Genomic DNA, 16,658 nt, shown 5'->3' on the forward strand with positions numbered 1-16,658 from the left:
CCGCGACCATCAACCGGCGATAGAGCAAAATTGGCCATTGAAAAAGCCAAGCGGATTGCCCGCTTCGCCCATGCTCGCCAATGCGCCCAATCCAGTTACCTCGCCAAGGATCATGGTGTGGTCGCCTGCCGGATAGTCCGACCAGCGACGACATTCGATATGTCCCATCGAGCCGACAACAATCGGCAGGCCGCCGGGACTTGAGGCAAAATCTTCGAGCCGCAGCAGACTGTCGCCATGCGCCGCGTATCGCCTTGCCAGCTCTGCCTGTTCAAGCGCCAGAATGCTGATCGCAAAACGGTCTGCTTCGGCAAAGGCGGCATAGCGGCCCGAGGAATTCTGCAGGCTCCAGCACAGCAGCATCGGATCGAGCGAAACGGACACCAGCGAATTGACGGTCATCGCGGTCAATCCATGCGGACCTTCAGGCACGGAAACCACGCAAACCCCGGTCGCAAACAGCCCCATCACCTGCCGGTATTCGGCGATGCCTGGCGGTTCTGCATGCTGGGCGTTGCGCAACGGGAACTCCAAAAAAGTGGGGAAATAGGGCCGGACGACGTTTGTTACTGGCGCGTTCGACGAGGGCGCGCAAATTGTCAATGTAACGTCAAATCTTGCAAGCGCCCTTTTTATTGTAATGTTTGACGCGCAATCCGCAGGTCCGGGATAGGTTCCACAATGTTGCGGCATGTTTTCGGGCACCGATGCACCATCTGAACGTTCTCGTAACCAAGTATCCGCAACATATTGGTTTGGCAGTCCACATGATCGACCGCGTCGGCGAAGCTCTCAAGGATTTTCTCAAACAGGAAAGCGCCGGCGGCATCGTGCTGATCGCGGCGGCGGCGCTGGCTTTAATCATCGCCAACACGCCGCTTGCGCCGGCATATTTCGGGACTTTGGAGACAAAGCTGAATGTGTCCTTTGGCGACTTCGCCATCAACAAGGCTCTGATCCTTTGGATCAATGACGGCCTGATGGCGATCTTCTTCTTCCTGATCGGCCTCGAGGTAAAGCGCGAGATTATGGGCGGGCAATTGTCGAGCTGGGACAAGGCCTCGCTCCCGCTGGCCGCTGCGATTGGCGGGATGGCAATCCCGGCGCTTATTTTCGCCGCGTTCAATTTCAATTCGCCAGAAAGCATTGGTGGCTGGGCAATCCCGGCGGCAACCGACATCGCTTTTGCACTGGGGATATTGTCACTGCTCGGCCCGCGCGTGCCGGTGGCGATGAAAGCATTGTTGCTGGCTATCGCGGTCATCGACGATATCGGAGCGATTATGGTGATCGCGCTGTTTTACTCGGGCGAGATCAAGCTCGATATGCTGATCGGCGGCGGTATCACCCTCGCGTTGTTGTTTGCCATCGGACGACTGAGGATCGCCAGCGCCATCCCCTATGTCCTTCTGACGGTCGTACTGTGGGTGTTCGTGCTCAAATCCGGGGTGCACGCCACGCTTGCTGGAGTGACCGCCGCGATGATGGTGCCAATGGCGGCGCGCGACGGTTCTCGCCTGCTCGAACACATGGAGCACGCGTTGCACAAATGGGTCGCATTCGTCATCATCCCTATCTTTGGTTTTGCCAACGCGGGCGTGACCTTGATTGGTCTATCGTTCGCCGACTTGCTTGCGCCGCTGCCTCTGGGAATTGCGCTGGGCCTGCTGATTGGCAAGCAAGTGGGCATCGTCGGCTTTGCCTGGCTGGCGGTGAAGGCGGGCATCGCCAAGCTTCCCGAAGGCGTGGGCTGGCGCAAGATCCACGGGCTCTCGCTGCTCGCGGCGATTGGCTTCACGATGAGCCTGTTTATCGGCAATCTCGCCTTTGCTGATCCTCAACTGGTCGATGCGGTCAAGCTGGGCGTCCTTTCGGGATCGCTGATAGCCGCGATTGGAGGCTATTTTCTGCTCAAAGCAGCCTTGCCCGAAGCTGCGGGGCAAGCCAAGGCTGGTGCCAATCCAGCACTTGATTAGGACGCTTTGATGCCAACACTGGGTCAGCCCACCACCCGCACTGTCAGGGTCAATGGCATTAGTCTTACCTATTACGAGTGGCGCGCAAAGCCCGGCAACCAGCAGCCGCCGCTGCTCTTTGCGCATGCCACGGGCTTTCACGGGCGCGTTTTCGATGCGGTGGCAGAACATTTCCCCGACCGCCGGGTGATCTCGCTAGACATTCGCGGCCATGGTCGCAGCGACGGCGGGCCGATCGACGACTGGCGCACATTGTCCGACGATGTCAGCGCTTTTCTCGATCAATTGCGCATTCGCCGTGCAGTGGGCATTGGCCATTCGATGGGCGCGCACACATTGGTGCAATGCGCGGCTGATCGGCCGGAAGCGTTCAGCCAGCTGGTCCTGTTCGATCCCGTCATTCTTGCACCAGAATTCTATGCCGAAGACGCTGCGCCATACACAGCGGACGCGCCGCATCCTGCAATCCGCCGGAAACGCGACTTTGCCTCACCCGAGGCCATGATGGAGCGCTTTGCTCCGCGTGATCCCTATATTCTGTTCAATGCCCGCGTGTTTGAAGATTATTGCCGCTATGGTCTAAAGCAGGTTGAAAGCGGCGGCTATGTGCTCGCCTGTTCGCCTGAGATGGAGGCCAGCGTCTACGCCTCCAGCCGCAGCAATCGGGGCATTCTCGATGCGGCTTCAAAAGTTGCGGCGCCAGCATTGGTGGTGCGGGCACAGCAGAGCGATCTGAACGATTTCAAGAGCTCGCCAACATGGCCGAAACTCTCGGCGCTGTTGCCTAATGGCCGGGACCTCTATCGCCCCGACCGCACCCATTTCCACCCGCTCGAAGACCCCGATGATGCCGCGCGGATAATCGCCGACGCATAAGCATCTCAGATCCCGGCCTAGACTGCTTTTGCAGCGGCGAGCAGATCGGCGAAATCTTCGCGCACCTGCGCCAATTCTTCGAGCGAAGCCTGCTGCATGTTGCGCGCTATGGCAGCCGCCAACCCGCCATAGAATTGCGTCATCGGCCCATAAAGAGGGTTTTGCGGAGCAACGCTGCGCGCCAGCCACATGGCAATTCCATGCGCCCGCGACAGTGGCTCGGTCGGCGAACGATCCCGTCCGCGTTCAAGCGCAAGCAGCGCCTGCGCCAAGGCCGAAATCGCTTCTTCAAGGCAAATCAGCGTCAGTTTTTCACCCGTCGACGCCTCGATCCGCGCGTCGAGGTCGACCCGGCGATAGGCCTGCGCTGGGTTTTGAAAAAGCATCTGCATCACCGCATCGTCAACCTAGTTGGACGAACCGTTCCAGGCGTCGATCTGCTGCTGAAGGAAGCTGAGCGTGGACTGAGAGCCTGCTACACGGCGCTCCGCTGCGATCAAGTCGCGGGTCAGGCGCGAGCGCAGATTTTCCTGCTGATCGGCAATCCGCGCCAACCGGTCATCATTGCGTTCAATCTGCGCTTCATACCGCACCAGCGACCCGCCCAGTGATCCCGGATCGCTGCGCAGGCTGTTGTCACGGGCAAGATTGTCCATGGTGGCAAACACTCCGAATGCGCCGGTCGTGAACATGGCGGCGACCGCATCGGGGTTGGAATTTATCGCATCATTCAGCCGCGCCGCATCCAGTTCAAACGTCCCGTCACGATTGAGCGAGAGGCCAAGATCGGCCAGCGTCGAAGGCTCTCCCGCATCAGCCCCCGGCATCACCGTTTCATTGGTCAGCCGCGCCAGATCGCGCTTTAATTCGCGTGTGCCGGGATCATTGCCCAAAGTCCCACCAAAGGCCGCGCCTTCTGCATTGAGCAATCCGGCCAGATCGTTGAGCGCGGCGGTGAAATCGGTCATCACGCTGGTGATCGCCGAAGAATCGTTGGCAAAGCTGATCGTGGTCGGCGCGCCTATATTGGTGCCCGTAAGGTTCAGACGGATCCCTTCGGGCAGGCCCGTCACCGCATTGCTCGCGCTGCTCAGAGGCACCGAATCGAGCGCGAAAAGCGCGTCCTTCGAAGTCGCGCGCAACTCCCCTGAATCGGTGGCGGGCTGCCACGACAGATAGGACAGGTCGCCTTGCGCAGGGATCGGCAACAATGCGCTGCTTTCCCCTTCGACAGTAAAGCCGTTTGCGGCCCCTTCCTGTCCCTTTATCACCAGCTGGGCACCGCCAGTGCCGTTGGCGACATAGGCATCGAGCGTGCCGCCGCCGGCAGAGTTGATCTTTGCCGCCAGCGTCGCCAGCGTGTCGGTCGCCTCAACCGTGATTTCGAGCGGAGCTTGCGCGCCGTCTTCGGCAAAAGTCGCGCCATCGACGGTGCCGAACCTGATGCGCAGAGTGCCCTCGCCAACCAGATCGCTGCTCGCGCCAAAGCTTTTGGAAACCAAGGTTTGACTGCTGGCGAGTTGGCTGACTTCGAGCGAATAGGTGCCCGTCGGGGTCAGCCCCGGTGTGGTCGAAACGCTCGCCACAGCCGGATTGCCGATGGCGGCGCGCGGGGCCAGATCGCCCGTGCGAATCCGGTCGCCCAAGGCGCTGGCGAGGTCCGTCAACGCGCTGCGCAGCAATGAAGCGGAGGAAATACGCGCGGTCAGCGCTTCATTGCGCGCCTCAATATTGCCGCGCTGAAATCCGAAACTGGCCTCCGACAGATCGCTGGCAAGCTGGACAAAGTCCACGCCGCTGCCTGCGCCAAAGGCCGAGATGATTGATGAGCCGGGATTATCCATACGCTTCAGGACGGACGTTTGCGCATGGGCTTAAGCCATTTATTCAGGCCTTCCGTCCGCATCAAAACGCAATTCTGCGGGCACTTCGACACGCGGCATCCGTGGTTTCTCCCCGCGCTTCAGCGACAGCACGAACGCCACCAATGCAGCGATGGCAATATACAATTCCTCACGCACCATCTGATTGTTGCGGGTGGTGAAATAGATGGCGCGGGCGAGCTGCGGATAATGCAGCACCGGCAGGTCCGCCTCGCTTGCGAGTTCGCGCATCGCCAGCGCGGTTTCGCCGCGCCCTTTGGCCAGCACAACCGGCGCAGGGGCAAGCGCAGGATCATAGGTCAGTGCAATGGCAAAGTGCATCGGGTTGACGATCACGAATTGCGCCTCTTTCATGGCCTTGCCGACGCTTCCGCGCGCCAGATCACGCTGCCGCTGACGCCGCGCCATCTTCATTTCGGGTGAACCTTCGGATTGCTTGTGCTCATCGCGCATATCCTGATGGCTCATTTTCAACCGCTTGTTTTGCTGAAACCGCTGGAGCGGATAGTCCACCGCTGCGATCACCAGCAGCCCGCCAACCAGCATCGCCGCCAACGCGCCCCCGGTATCCCACGCATAACCAAGCTGCGCGTCCAGCGAACCGCGCCCGATACCCAACAATCCAGTCAGATTGTTCGACACCCAATACCACGCGATCGATCCAAGCAACGCCAGCTTTAGGATCGACTTGCCCAATTCTATCAGGCCCTGAACCCCAACAATCCGCTTCATTCCCGACAGCGGATTGATGCGCGATCCTTTGGGCAAGAGGTTTTCGGGAACGAAGCGCCCTTCGCCGAGCAACATTTGCGATCCCACGGTGATAATCATCACGCCCAGACCAAGCACGAAAATGGGTGGCAGAATCGCGCCCGCTGCTTCCATGATGAGCGTAGCCGGGGCGAATTCCCCCAATCCCGCCGCGTCAAAGCGAAAACTGTTTCGGGCAACGCCTAAGATTCCATCCATCAACCACGGGCCGATAAAGGGCAGCATGAAAACGCCAGTCGCCATGGCGGCGGCGGTGGCGACTTCCTTTGAACGCAGAACGTCGCCCTTCTTCGCCGCGTCGCTTTTGCGCTTTGGGGTCGGATCAAACCTCTTTTCGCCGCTGGTCTCCTCGCTCACCCCGCGCCCCCCAATGCCAGCGCGCCGGGTCCGAACAGGCTGGCGGATTGTTCAAGCGTGACGGTCAGCAGATCGATGAATTGTTCAACCACAATCGGCATAACGATAATCAGCGCGGCGATCCCGGCGAGCACCCCGGCAGGCAGACCCAGCGCGAAGAGGTTGAGCGCGGGGGCGGAGCGCGAGATCGTGCCGGTGACGACTTGCACCAACAGCAACACTAACACCACCGGCAGCGCAATCGCGGCGGCGGTGGCAAATCCATATCCGGCAAACATCACAATCGCCTGCGCTTCCACGTTCCCCACCGCAAACGATCCTGCCGGGAGCACGCGATAACTCTCGATCAGCAGCTCAAACCACAGCAAGTGGCCGCCAATGGCGTAAAACAGCAATGTCAGGATCAATCCGAAATAGGTGCCTAGCGCCCCCGATTGTGCGCCGCTGGATGGGTCAATCGACGTTGCAATGGCCAGCCCCATTGTGCCCGCGATCTGCTCTGCCGCAATCAACGGCACGGCAAAGGAAACTTGCAACAAAAAACCCAGTGCGGCGCCGATCATGACCTCTTGGACCACCGCCAGAACTGCGGCAAAGCTCATCATCTCGGGCACTTGCGGCAAAGGCATCCAGATGCCGACGAACAGCGCAAAGACAATTGCCAGCAGTGCGCGCAATTGCGGCGGCACCGCCATGCCGCCGATCATCGGGGCTGCGAGCAAGGCCGCGCCGCAGCGGATCGAAAGGAAGAGAATGTGCCACAATTGCTCCTCCAGCCCGCCAAAGCCGAGATCGAGGACAGTCATGGATCAGGCCGAAATCTGTGCAATCTGCGCAAAAATCTCGCGCAGGAAATCGCCCAGCAATGCCATCATCGTGCCCCCCAGAACCACGAAAACCAGCGCGGTGATCGCCAATTTGGGCACGAATGTCAGCGTCTGTTCGTTAACCGAAGTCGCCGCCTGAATGATCCCGACGAGCAGCCCCACAATCAACGCAGCGCAAAGCACCGGGCCGACAATCAGCGCCGTCACCCACAGCGTCTGATCGGCCAGCGCCAGCAATTGTGCGTCTTCTTGCATCGCGGGTCCTTCAGGCAAAACTCATGGCGAGGCTGCCCATCAGCAGCGCCCATCCATCGACCAGCACGAACAGCAGCAGCTTGAATGGCAACGAGATAATCGTTGGCGATAGCATCATCATCCCCAGGCTCATGAGCACGCTGGCGACCACCAGATCAATGACAAGGAACGGCAGGAACAGCATGAAACCGATCTGAAACGCCGTTTCGAGCTCGCTGGTCACGAACGAGGGCAGCAGGATCGAGAACGGGATCTTCGCCGGGTCATCAAATTGGCCCACGCCTGCGATATCCGAGAACATGATCAGATTGGCCTCGCGTGTCTGCGCCAACATAAAGGTGTGAAAGGCTTCGCCCGCGCTGGCGATGGCGGCATCGGCACCGATCGTTCCGGCGGAATAGGGCGCGATGGCGACCACATTCACGGTGTCGATGGTTGGGGCCATCACGAATAGCGACAGGAACAGCGACAACCCCACCAGCACCTGTGTCGGCGGAGAGCCTTGCAGGCCCAACGCCTGACGCAGGATCGACAACACAATGAGAATACGCAGGAAACTGGTCATCATCAGCACGATCGCGGGCAGGATCGTAAGCAGGCTCATCACCAGCAGGAGCTGGATCGAGAAGCTCAGCGGCGCGCCTTCGCCCGCGCCTCCGCTGCCCAGGGCGCGTTCAATCGCGCCGCCAATTCCGGCTGGTTCTGCCGCCGTCGCTATCGCTGCCATGGCAGGGTCTGCCAGCGCAAACATGGTTAACGCCAAAACACACAATGCGGCACCGAGCCTGCGGAAATGGTTCATCACGCTTGCCCGATTTCGCTGATTGTTGTCGACGCGAGCGTGGGCGCCGGGGCCCGGCCCGGAGCTTCGCCTAGCCGCACCAATCCGTTGCGGGTGCAACCCAGTAGAATTTCGGTATCGTGAAACCGAACGACCGCCAGTTTCAACCCCGGTGACAGCATCGTCGTTTCGATCAAGGCGACGCTCTGCCCGGTGCCATGCGCGCCCACCAATCGCGTCTGCAAGAACCGGGTGAGCCGCAGGCTACCCCAAATAAGAGCCGCCAGCAGCGGCAACAGCAGCGCCAACCGCAGGAAATATTCGACCATCATGACGGTTGGTTCCCGCGTGCAGACACTTCCTCTTCGCCCACAAGGCTGACGATGCGCAAGGCAAAGCGGCCATCCTGCGCCACCACCTCGCCGCGCGCGACGATCCGGCCATTGGCGGTCACATCGAGCAATTCATCGGTCAGCCGGTTGAGCGCGACAACGCTGCCTTCACCTAGGGCAAGCACCTCCTTCAAGGGCATGTCCGTGCGCCCCAGTTCCACCGAAAGACGCACGGTCACATCGCCAAAGCGGTGCATAGCGGGATTGATAGCGTTCATGCGGCGGCCCCAAAATTTTCGTTGAACTGTGTTTCCCGGATTTGTCCAGGCAAGCGCGTGATGCGCAGCGCCATACGGTTTTCCAGCGTGCCCAGCGTGCCGTGGGCGAGCGTTTCTTCGCCCACTTTCAGCGGCAATTCGCGCGGGATCGCCAGTGGAATTTCATCGCCGGGCGCGAGCCGTTCCAATTGCCCCAGCGACATTGTAAATTGGCTCAAGACCGCTTCGAGCGGCAATGGCACCGCGTCAAAGGCTCCATCGGAAGCGTTGCTGCGGGCGGCGGTGTTTCCGCGCATGGCTTGCGCCGAACCCGCGCCGGGCAGCAGCGCGTCTAGCCGGTCGGCAGCAACCGCCAGCACCGCGCTCCACTGCGTTCCTGTATCCATCACCATCGTGACGGTCAGCAACGCGACCTCAGCAGCGGGATCAAAAGGCTTAAGCCGGGTCACGCTTTCACTGCGAACCAACACATCGCCGCTGCTGCGGTCTGCCGCGCCATTGGCTACGGCAATCACTTGCGCGACCAGACCCGCCATTTGTTCGGCCAGCATCGCGGCAGAACGCGGCAATTGGGGCGGCAAAGTATCGGGCAAGGTGCCATCGCCGCCAAACGAATAATCGGTCAGCGCAATCACTGTGGCGATATCGACCGAAAACAGCATGGTCTGACCAGCATCGCCGCAGCGCAGCAGACTGTTGGCCGCAACAGGGCCAATTCGTTCGAACACCGCGCTGCCCAGCATGATCTCAGGCATGGCCACCGTCACTTTCAGCTTGCCGCCTGAAAGGATTTGGCCAAATTCTTGCGCCAGTTCCCGACCGAGATCACGGCACCAGACAGCAAGATCTTCAGCGCGCTCTTCGGGACGCGGTCCACTGCGCGCAGTAAGCTCGGCGCAATGCTGCGCCAGCGGGCGTGCATCGGCAAAGGACGACGCAAATTGCGGGGACATGTTCACTGGACCAACAGCCCTTTGAAATGCACCGCCTCAATGCCGCCAAACCCTTCGTTTTCTTCAAGCACTGCATTGATGGCATCGGTCAGCCGCTTCGACAGCGCATCCTTGCCCTCGACATCGTAAATGTCCGCCTCGGGGGTCGCGGCAAGCTGCACCAGAACGGCCGAACGGATGGCAAGTTCGTGGTTCTTGACCCAACCCAGCACGCGCCCATCCCGGCGGGTCGACACGGCCAGATCAACCTGAATCAAGGCAGGTGAATCCGCCAGATTTGACGTGAACGTTTGCTCGAAACTGTAATAGGCAGTGCGATATTCGCTCCCGCCTTCTCCATAAACGGGTGCGGCTGCATCCTTGCTATCCGTCGGCATTGCATAGGGGTCGGTCTCGCCCTTGCGCACCAATTTGGGAAGATCTGGGCCGCCTTCCTGATGTGCGCCGATTAGGCCTGCGGCAAATGCACCGTACGCACCGCCCGCACCGACCGCGAGCAGCAGCACAGCGCCGAGCACCATCTTCATCATGCCCCCCTTGGGCTTGTCTGCAGCGGCGGTGTCGTCAGACTTGGCCATGCGATGTCAGCTCCTTGTTCAAACGGCGCTCGGTATCAGGCGAACAGGCCGGCTTGGCGCAGGCCTGAGGGATCACCATCGGCCGAACCGGATCGCTCCGGGCTCTCGCGCTTGTTTCCGTTGCCACTGCTTTGGTCCCGGTATGGTTGAGACGATCCTTGCCCCGACCCTGGGGAAGACCCGTAGTTGCGCTCTGTAAAGCTGCCGGTGCCGGATTGGGGGCCGCTTCCCGAACCGCCATTGCCGCCCTGCTCATGGCCCCGCTGCGATTGCCCCGGCGCGGTTTCGGCTACAGCGGAAGCACGGTCTGAAAGAGCCGCCTGTATAGCCGGGACAAACCCCGGATCGCGGCTGGAAAGGGTCGCGCGCAGGTCGGTTCCTGCGGCCTCAAGCCGCATGGTGATCGCGCCGAATTCATGATGCCTGACGGTCATTTCAGGCCGTGCGGCACGTCCCATTTCGCGGGCTTCGGATAGTTGATTGACAATCGCATCAAGCGCTTGTGCCGGGCGGCCCTCGCCACGTTGCTCTGCCCCAAGGCCGAGGGCCGTTGGAGCGGTGGCTGGCCCGGAAACCAGCGGCGCGGCCTGTGCCAGGGTCGCAGAACCCTGCAGGGATGATGAGGTCGGTGCAGCGCCAAATGTCTGCCCCTGTGACTGCAGCTGTGTTTGCGACTGCAGGGAACTTTCACCCGCCGTCCCGCCTATGCGCCCCGGATCGGCGGCATCTGCCTCGGCCAGGAAACGCACCGGTGGTTCGATGCTCCGCCCGAGCGCTTTTTCACCCTTCGCTAAACGCGGCAATGCGTCCTGCGCAAGGGTCACGCGCAGCGCGGCATCAGCCGCAGCGATTGCAGGAGCTGCGCCTGGAATGGCAAGCGCTGAGATCACCTGAAAGGCGTCGGCTTTGGGCAGTGCAGGCGTGGGCGAAACTTCGGCGCGTTCAGGTTTGTTCGCCGGGTCTGGCCTTATGGTGTCAACCGAAGCTGGCCCCGCTGGCTCGGCGGAACCTTGCGCCTTTTCGGGCAGCTCGATAGCAACAGCACCCTGCGCGGCTTGCGGCGACCATGCAGGTGGCAAGCCCTTGTCCGCCAATGCAAGTTTGGGGTCTTCGTGCTCAATCCGCTCCGGTTTTGGCCCGCGTTCGTTCAACGGGGCAACCGCAACGCCCGGCAGTGGCGCAGGCGCGGCTGCGCCTTTGGGCAGGACCTTCGCCTTGGCTGGATTTTGGGTGGTTGGGACAACTTCATATGAAGCCACCGCCGTTTCTTGCAGTGGCGCAGGCTCAACGGGCGGAACCGGACTGCCGGATTGTGGCAAAGCCTTGCCGTTTGGCGGCACAGCAATGCGGAGTTGATCGGGAGATTGGAACGCAAGGGCAGAGAGCCCTATATCCTCGGCAAGAGTGTCATCATGCCCATCTGAGCCTTGCTCGGCCGTGCTATGAGGTTTGCCCAGAGCCCCCGGAACGCCGCCATCCGAGACCTGCGTCGCCCCCAGCAACGCGGGAAAATTGGCTGTTCCCCGCCGCAAATTGGGAGCTATTGCAGACGTCAGTGCAGCCGGGCGAGCGTTCAGTTCGGGCAGATTGGAAATCAACGAAGCGGTCCTTTTCAAATTGCGCGCTCAAGGCTCGTCAGTGTCTCGCCGGGAAGACAGCAACTTGCGTGCCATAACCGGAGCATGCGCCAGTTCGCGGTTGGCCTTGCGCGCTTCGATGTCGCGGCGCGCGGCTTCCATCCGTTCTTCAAACCGGGTGGCGCGGGTTTCCGCTGCGGCCAGTGATTGCGCCTGCCATTGGGCCTGAAGGTCGGTGTCCTTGCGCGCCTGATCGGCTTGCTGCGCGACCTCCTGAAGCCGCCGGACAAAGCCGCTTTCCTGCCGCAGGCCCGCGCCGGTCGAACTGGCCGGGCGGCCGCCATAATCGCGCATCAGTTCATGGCTGCGCTGCGCCAGCACCTCGCTGCGGGCAGCTTCGCTGACAGCATTGGCCAGCGCAGCCATCGCATCGCGCCGGGCAATCTTGGCCAGCGTCAACTGACGGCTAGCCAAAGTGAGACGGCGCTTTGCCTGTGCGTCACTCATGGCCCGCCTCGCCGTGGGTCATCTGCGTCAGGGCCGCCAGCCCGCTCAGGCTGTCAGCAAGGTTCACCGCCTCACCCCGCGCCTGCATCAGAAATGCATCGATCTGCTGCGAATGTGCCAGTGCGCGGTCGAGCACCGGATCGGACCCGGTGCGATAGGCACCCATCATCACCAGATCGCGATTGTCTTCGCGCGCGGCAATAAGCGCCCTGAGGTTGCGCGCTGCCTCGGCGATGTCCGGCGTAACCAGATCGTCCATGACCCTGCTCAAGGATGCGGGAATATCGATCGCCGGATAATGTCCGCGCTGCGCCAGCGCTCGCGACAGCACGACATGACCGTCAAGAATTGCGCGGGCGGTATCGACCACCGGGTCGGAAGTATCGTCGCCATCCGCCAGCACGGTATATAGCCCGGTGATCGCGCCGCCGGATGTGGCCGAATTGCCCGCGCGTTCGACCAGCCTGGTGATCGCCGCCAGCGCTGACGGCGGATAACCGCGTGCCGCCCCCGGCTCACCCAGCACCAACGCCAGTTCGCGCGCGGCATGGGCAACGCGGGTCAGGCTGTCGAGCACCAACAGCACCCGCTTTCCCTGAGTGCGGAAATGTTCGGCAATCGCGGTCGCATATTGGGCCGCGCGCAGCCGCAGATTGGGCGCATGGTCGGCGGGAACCGCGACCACAACCATCCGCCCGCGCTGCACCCCGGTCATATGCCGCGCGACGAAATCCGAGACTTCGCGGGCACGCTCTCCGATCAGCGCTACCACGGTGATATCCGCAACGGCATGGCCCGCGACCGTGTCGATCAAAACCGATTTGCCGACCCCTGATCCGGCGATAACGCCCAGCCGCTGTCCGATCCCCATCGTCGCCTGTGCATTGATCGCGCGCACTCCGCAATCGAACGGCTCGCGCACTGGGGCGCGCTCCAACGCCGCCTCGCGCTTGCCTGACAGCGGCCATTTCTGCGTCAGGTCAAGCGGCGGGCCTCCGTCAATCGGTTGTCCCAGCCCATCCACTGCGCGGCCCAGCAGAGCATCGCCGACTCGCACCGTGCCGGGCGAGCCGACCGCGCGCACCTTGGCACTCGGGCGCAATAGCTGCGTATCGCCAAGCAACATCATGAGCGAATGTCCGCGCCGAAAACCGATAACCTCAGCAAGCGCTTCGTCACCCACATCGTTTTCGATGGCTCCCAGCGATCCGATCGGCAGAGCCAGCCCCGCGACTTCGATCAAGCCGCCGTCGCAGGCGACCACCGTCCCTGAGAGCACTGGTCCGCTCGCCACCTGTGCGGAGCGAAAGCGCGCCAGTTCGATCTGCAATTCCGCCAGCATCGCCGCCTACCCGCGCAATGCAGTGGCAATCGCCCGCCGCCATTCGGACGGTCCGTCGCTGATTGAACCATCGGAGGTTTCAAATTTCAGCCCACCGCGCGCAATTGTATCATCGGCCACGACGCGCCAATTATCCCGCGTTTCGCGGGCCAGCGCATCAATGTCCGCCGGGTTCAGATGCAGCGCGCAATCCTGTGCGGCGCTGCCTAGTCGCCGCGCTGCGGCATGGCAGCGTTTGAGGAGTTGTCCGGGCTCGGGCACGAATTCGCTTAGCGCCTGCTCGCAAAGAGCGATCACCGTCTCGGCCAATTCGCCCGCCAAACTGTCCATCGCGGTCTGATCAAGCTCGCGGAAGGACAAGCGCAAGGCGCGCTGTTGGTCCTGCACCGCAGTATGCTCTGCGGCGGCGGCGGCGCGTCCCGCTGCTTCGCCTCGGGCAAAAGCCTCAGCCAAAGGGTCGGGTTCTGGCAGGTTGTGCGCGGGTGTAGCCGCGGGCGACATTTCGGGCGCGGGCGCAGTTTGACGTTCCCGTTCACCCAAACGGCCAAAGGGACCGCCTTCAACAAAGCCGCCCGGCTGCGTCAATTGGTCGATCCAGTCCGGTGCTTTGGCTTCGACTGATCCTTCCGGCTCATGCAAAGCAGCGAACCAATCAGACGAATTCAGCATCGTCGCCCCCCATCGAAATCTCACCCTGATCGGCCAGTGCGCGGGCAATTTCGACAATCTTGCGCTTGGCCGCATCGACTTCGCCGCGCGACAACCGACCGCGCATGTCGATCTCGTCGCGGATACCATCGGCGGCCCGGCTCGACATCGCTCTGAAGAACGGCGTGCGTTCGTCTTCCTTCGTGCCTTTCAGCGCATCGATCAGCGCTTCGTTGTCGACATCGCGCAACAGCCGCTCCATCGCTTGCGGTTCAAGATCGAACAGCATTTCAAAAGTGAACAATTCGTCTTCGATGCGCTCGGCCAGCGGTCCATCGCGCAGCGCGATAGCGGGCAACACGGTGCCGCGCATATCGCCAGCGGAAAGGTTGATGAGGTTCGCGGCCTCGCGCGGGCCACCCAGCGTCAATGTATCCGCGCCAAAGCTGGCACCGATGCGCTGCGACAAAAGTGCGTCGATCATCGCCACCGCCTGCTGCGAAATCGGCCCGATGCGCGCGATGCGTTCGACCACCTGCGGTTGGAGATCCTGCGGCAGCGCTGAAAGCACCTCTGCGGCGGCTCCGGGTTCGAGCAACAGCAGCAGCGCCGCGATTACCTGCGGATGTTCGTCCTCAACCAGTTTGATCAGCACCGACGGCGCGAGCCAGCGCGCCATTTCGATCGAACGCGGCGGGCCTTTGGGCGCGATCTTGATCATCATGCTTTCGGCCTTGGCCTGGCCAATCGAGCGTTCAAGCAAGGCGCGCACCTGAGTGCTGCGGTCTTGTTTTGCCAACACCTCGCGGGAGCTTTCGCGTACAAAGTCCTCCAGCGCCTCGGCCATGGCGTCACGGTCGATCTCACCCAATTGGCACATTGCCGCGCCGATCTGTTCCAGTTCGTCAGGGCCAAGCCGCGCCAAAAGGGCTGCGGCCTCCTCATCGCTGAGCAGCATCAGGAATACAGCGGCGCGGTCGGTCCGGCTGAGCAGCGAGGCTGGCGCAGCCGCGCCCATTTCGGCCCCATCGCTCATGACTGCTGCATCTTGGCTGGTCATCACGATACCCTTTGTGCAAGGTCAGCGGGGTTTTCGAGCATGCGTTGCAGCGCCTCGACCGCGCGGTCGGGCTGCGACTTGGCGAGTTGCCGGGCGAGTTCGACCCGCTGCGGCAGATCGACCTGATCCGGGCTAAAGGATGCGGCGGCGGATTGACCTTCACTCTGATCGGTCAACGCGCGGCCCTCTCCCGCTGTATCCTCACCTGACTTGGCAGAGCCCCCCCGCATCCGCGCAATCAGCGGACGCACCGCAAGCAGCAACACCAAAAGCACCGCGATCAAGGCCGCGCTATAGCGCAGGATGGCCGCAAACCATGGCTGTTCATAAAATGCCATTTCAGGCATTTCGGTGCTTTCAAAGGTGCTCACCACGACCTGCACCTGATCCCCGCGTGCGGTGTCGGCACCCACGGCGGCACCGATCAGCGATTGCAGTTTTTCTGCGGTCAGGGGAGCGGCAGCCTTGAGCGCGGCATCGCTGACCGCGACCGCGACTGACAGCTTTACCAATCCGCCTGGGCGGGTGCTGGTAACGGCTACTTCGCGCCCCAGTTCATAGTTGCGCTGCACTGCGCTTTCGCTGTCGCCGGTCGCGGCGACATTGACAGCCCCATCCGCTGGAGCCGCAGCCGGATCCGGTACGGCGTCGACAAGTTGCGCTGCGGCTGGCGGTGTGTTGGCAGTGACGCCCGGTATACCGCCGGTGCCCGCGCCCGCCGACCGTGTCGAATTGCGCTCGCTTTCGCTGCGAACTGCGCCTTCCTGATCGTAGCTTTCGCGCGCTGAGGTGATTTCGGACTGGTCCAGCGTCACCTGCACCTGGCTGGAGAAATTGCCATCGCCCAGCAGCGGCATCAGCAAGGTAGTCAATTGTTCGCGCAACTTGCCTTCGAATTCGCGTTGCAGCAGCAGCGCATCCATTGTCTCGTCGTGTTCGGAGGACAGCAGGCGGCCATTCTGATCGACCACCCGAACCGAATCCGAGGTCATGCCGGGGACCGAGCCCGATACCAGATTCACGATCGCCTCAACCTGCGACTGGTTGAGCGAACGTCCACCAGCCAACCGCACCATCACGCTGGCAGTCGGGGCGCTGTTCTGGCGCACGAATACCGATCGTTCGGGGGTTGCAAGGTGCACGCGCACCGATTCAATTCCGTCAATCTCGCGGATCGTCAGCATCAATTCACGCTCGCGCGCCAGCCGCAACCGCTCGCCTTCGAGTGTGCGGCTGGACCCCAGCGGGATCGCATCGAGCATTTCGCTGGCGCCTGCCGGAGCAGCAAGACCCGCATCGCTCGCCACCAGCATCCGCGCACGATAGACATCGTCTTCGGCGACCCTCACCGCGCCGGTGGAATTGTCGATGGCATAGGTGATCCCGCCGGTGTCCAGCGTGGCGGTAACCTGAGCGCGCTCGCTATCGGTCAGGCTGGTGTAAAGAACCCGCTGCGGCCCCTGCGCAATCGTCATATACAGCGCTGCGACGATCCCAACTGCTCCCACACCTACCAACGCCGGCATAGCCCGCCGCAAGGCCGGCTGGCCGGTGAAGCCGGACAGCATCGCGCGCCAGTTTGGCGCAAGCATCTGCGGCGCGGCATTCATCGTTACCGCGCCGCCAGTGGGCACAGGAACATTGGTATCAGCCATCT

19 protein-coding genes are annotated in these 16,658 nt (G+C 61.9%); 2 read left to right on the forward strand and 17 right to left on the reverse strand.

Annotated features, from left to right (window positions below; genetic code table 11):
* Nucleotides 1-9 precede the first annotated feature (9 nt).
* Entirely contained in the window at nt 10-522 is a 513-nt protein-coding gene (locus ACM64M_RS12460; protein WP_416229026.1) for a flavin reductase family protein, read from the reverse strand.
* Between the two features lie 245 nt (nt 523-767).
* Between ACM64M_RS12460 and nhaA the strand changes: the two genes are divergently transcribed.
* Complete coding sequence (nhaA, locus tag ACM64M_RS12465; RefSeq protein WP_416229027.1) at nt 768-1,976, forward strand: Na+/H+ antiporter NhaA; 1,209 nt, start codon at nt 768-770, stop codon at nt 1,974-1,976.
* A 9-nt stretch (nt 1,977-1,985) separates the two neighbouring features.
* Nucleotides 1,986-2,852, forward strand: coding sequence for an alpha/beta fold hydrolase (locus ACM64M_RS12470; protein ID WP_416229028.1), 867 nt, complete (start codon nt 1,986-1,988; stop codon nt 2,850-2,852).
* A gap of 17 nt (nt 2,853-2,869) precedes the next feature.
* Here the strand turns inward: ACM64M_RS12470 and ACM64M_RS12475 are convergent, their stop codons facing one another.
* The 16 genes from ACM64M_RS12475 to fliF form a co-directional block, all read right to left on the reverse strand.
* The gene (locus tag ACM64M_RS12475) at nt 2,870-3,238 is read right to left on the reverse strand and encodes a flagellar protein FliS (protein WP_416229029.1); all 369 of its coding nucleotides are present in this window, start codon (nt 3,236-3,238) and stop codon (nt 2,870-2,872) included.
* 21 nt (nt 3,239-3,259) lie between these two features.
* A complete protein-coding gene (fliD, locus tag ACM64M_RS12480) occupies nt 3,260-4,696 on the reverse strand; it encodes a flagellar filament capping protein FliD (protein WP_416229030.1) in 1,437 nt (478 codons plus the stop codon).
* 39 nt (nt 4,697-4,735) lie between these two features.
* Nucleotides 4,736-5,863, reverse strand: coding sequence for a flagellar biosynthesis protein FlhB (locus ACM64M_RS12485; RefSeq protein WP_416229031.1), 1,128 nt, complete (start codon nt 5,861-5,863; stop codon nt 4,736-4,738).
* Nucleotides 5,860-6,669 carry a flagellar biosynthetic protein FliR gene (locus tag ACM64M_RS12490; protein ID WP_416229032.1) on the reverse strand — a complete coding sequence of 270 codons (810 nt, stop codon included), beginning with the start codon at nt 6,667-6,669 and terminating at the stop codon, nt 5,860-5,862. The genes ACM64M_RS12485 and ACM64M_RS12490 overlap by 4 nt, the downstream gene beginning before the upstream one ends.
* Before the next feature lie 3 nt (nt 6,670-6,672).
* Nucleotides 6,673-6,945, reverse strand: a complete 273-nt coding sequence (gene fliQ, locus ACM64M_RS12495) for a flagellar biosynthesis protein FliQ (RefSeq protein ID WP_416229033.1) — start codon at nt 6,943-6,945, stop codon at nt 6,673-6,675.
* 10 nt (nt 6,946-6,955) lie between these two features.
* Nucleotides 6,956-7,747: a flagellar type III secretion system pore protein FliP gene (gene fliP, locus ACM64M_RS12500; protein WP_416229034.1), complete on the reverse strand. Its 792-nt coding sequence runs from the start codon at nt 7,745-7,747 to the stop codon at nt 6,956-6,958.
* Nucleotides 7,747-8,058 carry a flagellar biogenesis protein gene (locus tag ACM64M_RS12505; protein ID WP_416229035.1) on the reverse strand — a complete coding sequence of 104 codons (312 nt, stop codon included), beginning with the start codon at nt 8,056-8,058 and terminating at the stop codon, nt 7,747-7,749. The genes fliP and ACM64M_RS12505 overlap by 1 nt, the downstream gene beginning before the upstream one ends.
* A complete protein-coding gene (fliN, locus tag ACM64M_RS12510) occupies nt 8,055-8,336 on the reverse strand; it encodes a flagellar motor switch protein FliN (protein ID WP_416229036.1) in 282 nt (93 codons plus the stop codon). Before fliN ends, ACM64M_RS12505 begins: the two co-directional genes overlap by 4 nt.
* Nucleotides 8,333-9,289 (reverse strand): FliM/FliN family flagellar motor switch protein, encoded by a 957-nt coding sequence (locus tag ACM64M_RS12515; protein WP_416229037.1) that lies wholly within the window; start codon nt 9,287-9,289, stop codon nt 8,333-8,335. The genes fliN and ACM64M_RS12515 overlap by 4 nt, the downstream gene beginning before the upstream one ends.
* A 2-nt stretch (nt 9,290-9,291) precedes the next feature.
* Nucleotides 9,292-9,867, reverse strand: a complete 576-nt coding sequence (locus ACM64M_RS12520; RefSeq protein ID WP_416229038.1) for a flagellar basal body-associated FliL family protein — start codon at nt 9,865-9,867, stop codon at nt 9,292-9,294.
* Nucleotides 9,868-9,902: 35 nt separating this feature from the next.
* Complete coding sequence (locus tag ACM64M_RS12525; RefSeq protein ID WP_416229039.1) at nt 9,903-11,126, reverse strand: hypothetical protein; 1,224 nt, start codon at nt 11,124-11,126, stop codon at nt 9,903-9,905.
* Nucleotides 11,127-11,492: 366 nt separating this feature from the next.
* On the reverse strand, nt 11,493-11,951 hold the full coding sequence (locus ACM64M_RS12530) for a hypothetical protein (RefSeq protein WP_416229040.1): 459 nt from the start codon (nt 11,949-11,951) through the stop codon (nt 11,493-11,495).
* Nucleotides 11,944-13,293, reverse strand: coding sequence for a FliI/YscN family ATPase (locus ACM64M_RS12535; protein ID WP_416229041.1), 1,350 nt, complete (start codon nt 13,291-13,293; stop codon nt 11,944-11,946). The genes ACM64M_RS12530 and ACM64M_RS12535 overlap by 8 nt, the downstream gene beginning before the upstream one ends.
* Before the next feature lie 6 nt (nt 13,294-13,299).
* Nucleotides 13,300-13,962 (reverse strand): FliH/SctL family protein, encoded by a 663-nt coding sequence (locus ACM64M_RS12540; protein WP_416229042.1) that lies wholly within the window; start codon nt 13,960-13,962, stop codon nt 13,300-13,302.
* Nucleotides 13,946-15,001 (reverse strand): flagellar motor switch protein FliG, encoded by a 1,056-nt coding sequence (gene fliG / locus ACM64M_RS12545; RefSeq protein ID WP_416229043.1) that lies wholly within the window; start codon nt 14,999-15,001, stop codon nt 13,946-13,948. Before fliG ends, ACM64M_RS12540 begins: the two co-directional genes overlap by 17 nt.
* Nucleotides 15,001-16,656 carry a flagellar basal-body MS-ring/collar protein FliF gene (gene fliF, locus ACM64M_RS12550; protein WP_416229044.1) on the reverse strand — a complete coding sequence of 552 codons (1,656 nt, stop codon included), beginning with the start codon at nt 16,654-16,656 and terminating at the stop codon, nt 15,001-15,003. Before fliF ends, fliG begins: the two co-directional genes overlap by 1 nt.
* Between the last annotated feature and the right edge of the window lie 2 nt (nt 16,657-16,658).

The organism is Qipengyuania sp. ASV99, assembly GCF_047872805.1.
GTDB lineage: Bacteria > Pseudomonadota > Alphaproteobacteria > Sphingomonadales > Sphingomonadaceae > Erythrobacter.

Coding starts and splice junctions, on each gene's coding strand:
- fliG (WP_416229043.1), bottom strand. CDS start 15,001: ATGACCAGCCAAGATGCAGCAGTCATGAGCGATGGGGCCGAAATGGGC.
- ACM64M_RS12530 (WP_416229040.1), bottom strand. CDS start 11,951: ATGAGTGACGCACAGGCAAAGCGCCGTCTCACTTTGGCTAGCCGTCAG.
- ACM64M_RS12540 (WP_416229042.1), bottom strand. CDS start 13,962: ATGCTGAATTCGTCTGATTGGTTCGCTGCTTTGCATGAGCCGGAAGGA.
- nhaA (WP_416229027.1), top strand. CDS start 768: ATGATCGACCGCGTCGGCGAAGCTCTCAAGGATTTTCTCAAACAGGAA.
- ACM64M_RS12505 (WP_416229035.1), bottom strand. CDS start 8,058: ATGATGGTCGAATATTTCCTGCGGTTGGCGCTGCTGTTGCCGCTGCTG.
- fliN (WP_416229036.1), bottom strand. CDS start 8,336: ATGAACGCTATCAATCCCGCTATGCACCGCTTTGGCGATGTGACCGTG.
- fliF (WP_416229044.1), bottom strand. CDS start 16,656: ATGGCTGATACCAATGTTCCTGTGCCCACTGGCGGCGCGGTAACGATG.
- ACM64M_RS12475 (WP_416229029.1), bottom strand. CDS start 3,238: ATGCTTTTTCAAAACCCAGCGCAGGCCTATCGCCGGGTCGACCTCGAC.
- fliQ (WP_416229033.1), bottom strand. CDS start 6,945: ATGCAAGAAGACGCACAATTGCTGGCGCTGGCCGATCAGACGCTGTGG.
- ACM64M_RS12490 (WP_416229032.1), bottom strand. CDS start 6,669: ATGACTGTCCTCGATCTCGGCTTTGGCGGGCTGGAGGAGCAATTGTGG.
- fliD (WP_416229030.1), bottom strand. CDS start 4,696: ATGGATAATCCCGGCTCATCAATCATCTCGGCCTTTGGCGCAGGCAGC.
- ACM64M_RS12515 (WP_416229037.1), bottom strand. CDS start 9,289: ATGTCCCCGCAATTTGCGTCGTCCTTTGCCGATGCACGCCCGCTGGCG.
- ACM64M_RS12470 (WP_416229028.1), top strand. CDS start 1,986: ATGCCAACACTGGGTCAGCCCACCACCCGCACTGTCAGGGTCAATGGC.
- ACM64M_RS12520 (WP_416229038.1), bottom strand. CDS start 9,867: ATGGCCAAGTCTGACGACACCGCCGCTGCAGACAAGCCCAAGGGGGGC.
- ACM64M_RS12535 (WP_416229041.1), bottom strand. CDS start 13,293: ATGCTGGCGGAATTGCAGATCGAACTGGCGCGCTTTCGCTCCGCACAG.
- fliP (WP_416229034.1), bottom strand. CDS start 7,747: ATGAACCATTTCCGCAGGCTCGGTGCCGCATTGTGTGTTTTGGCGTTA.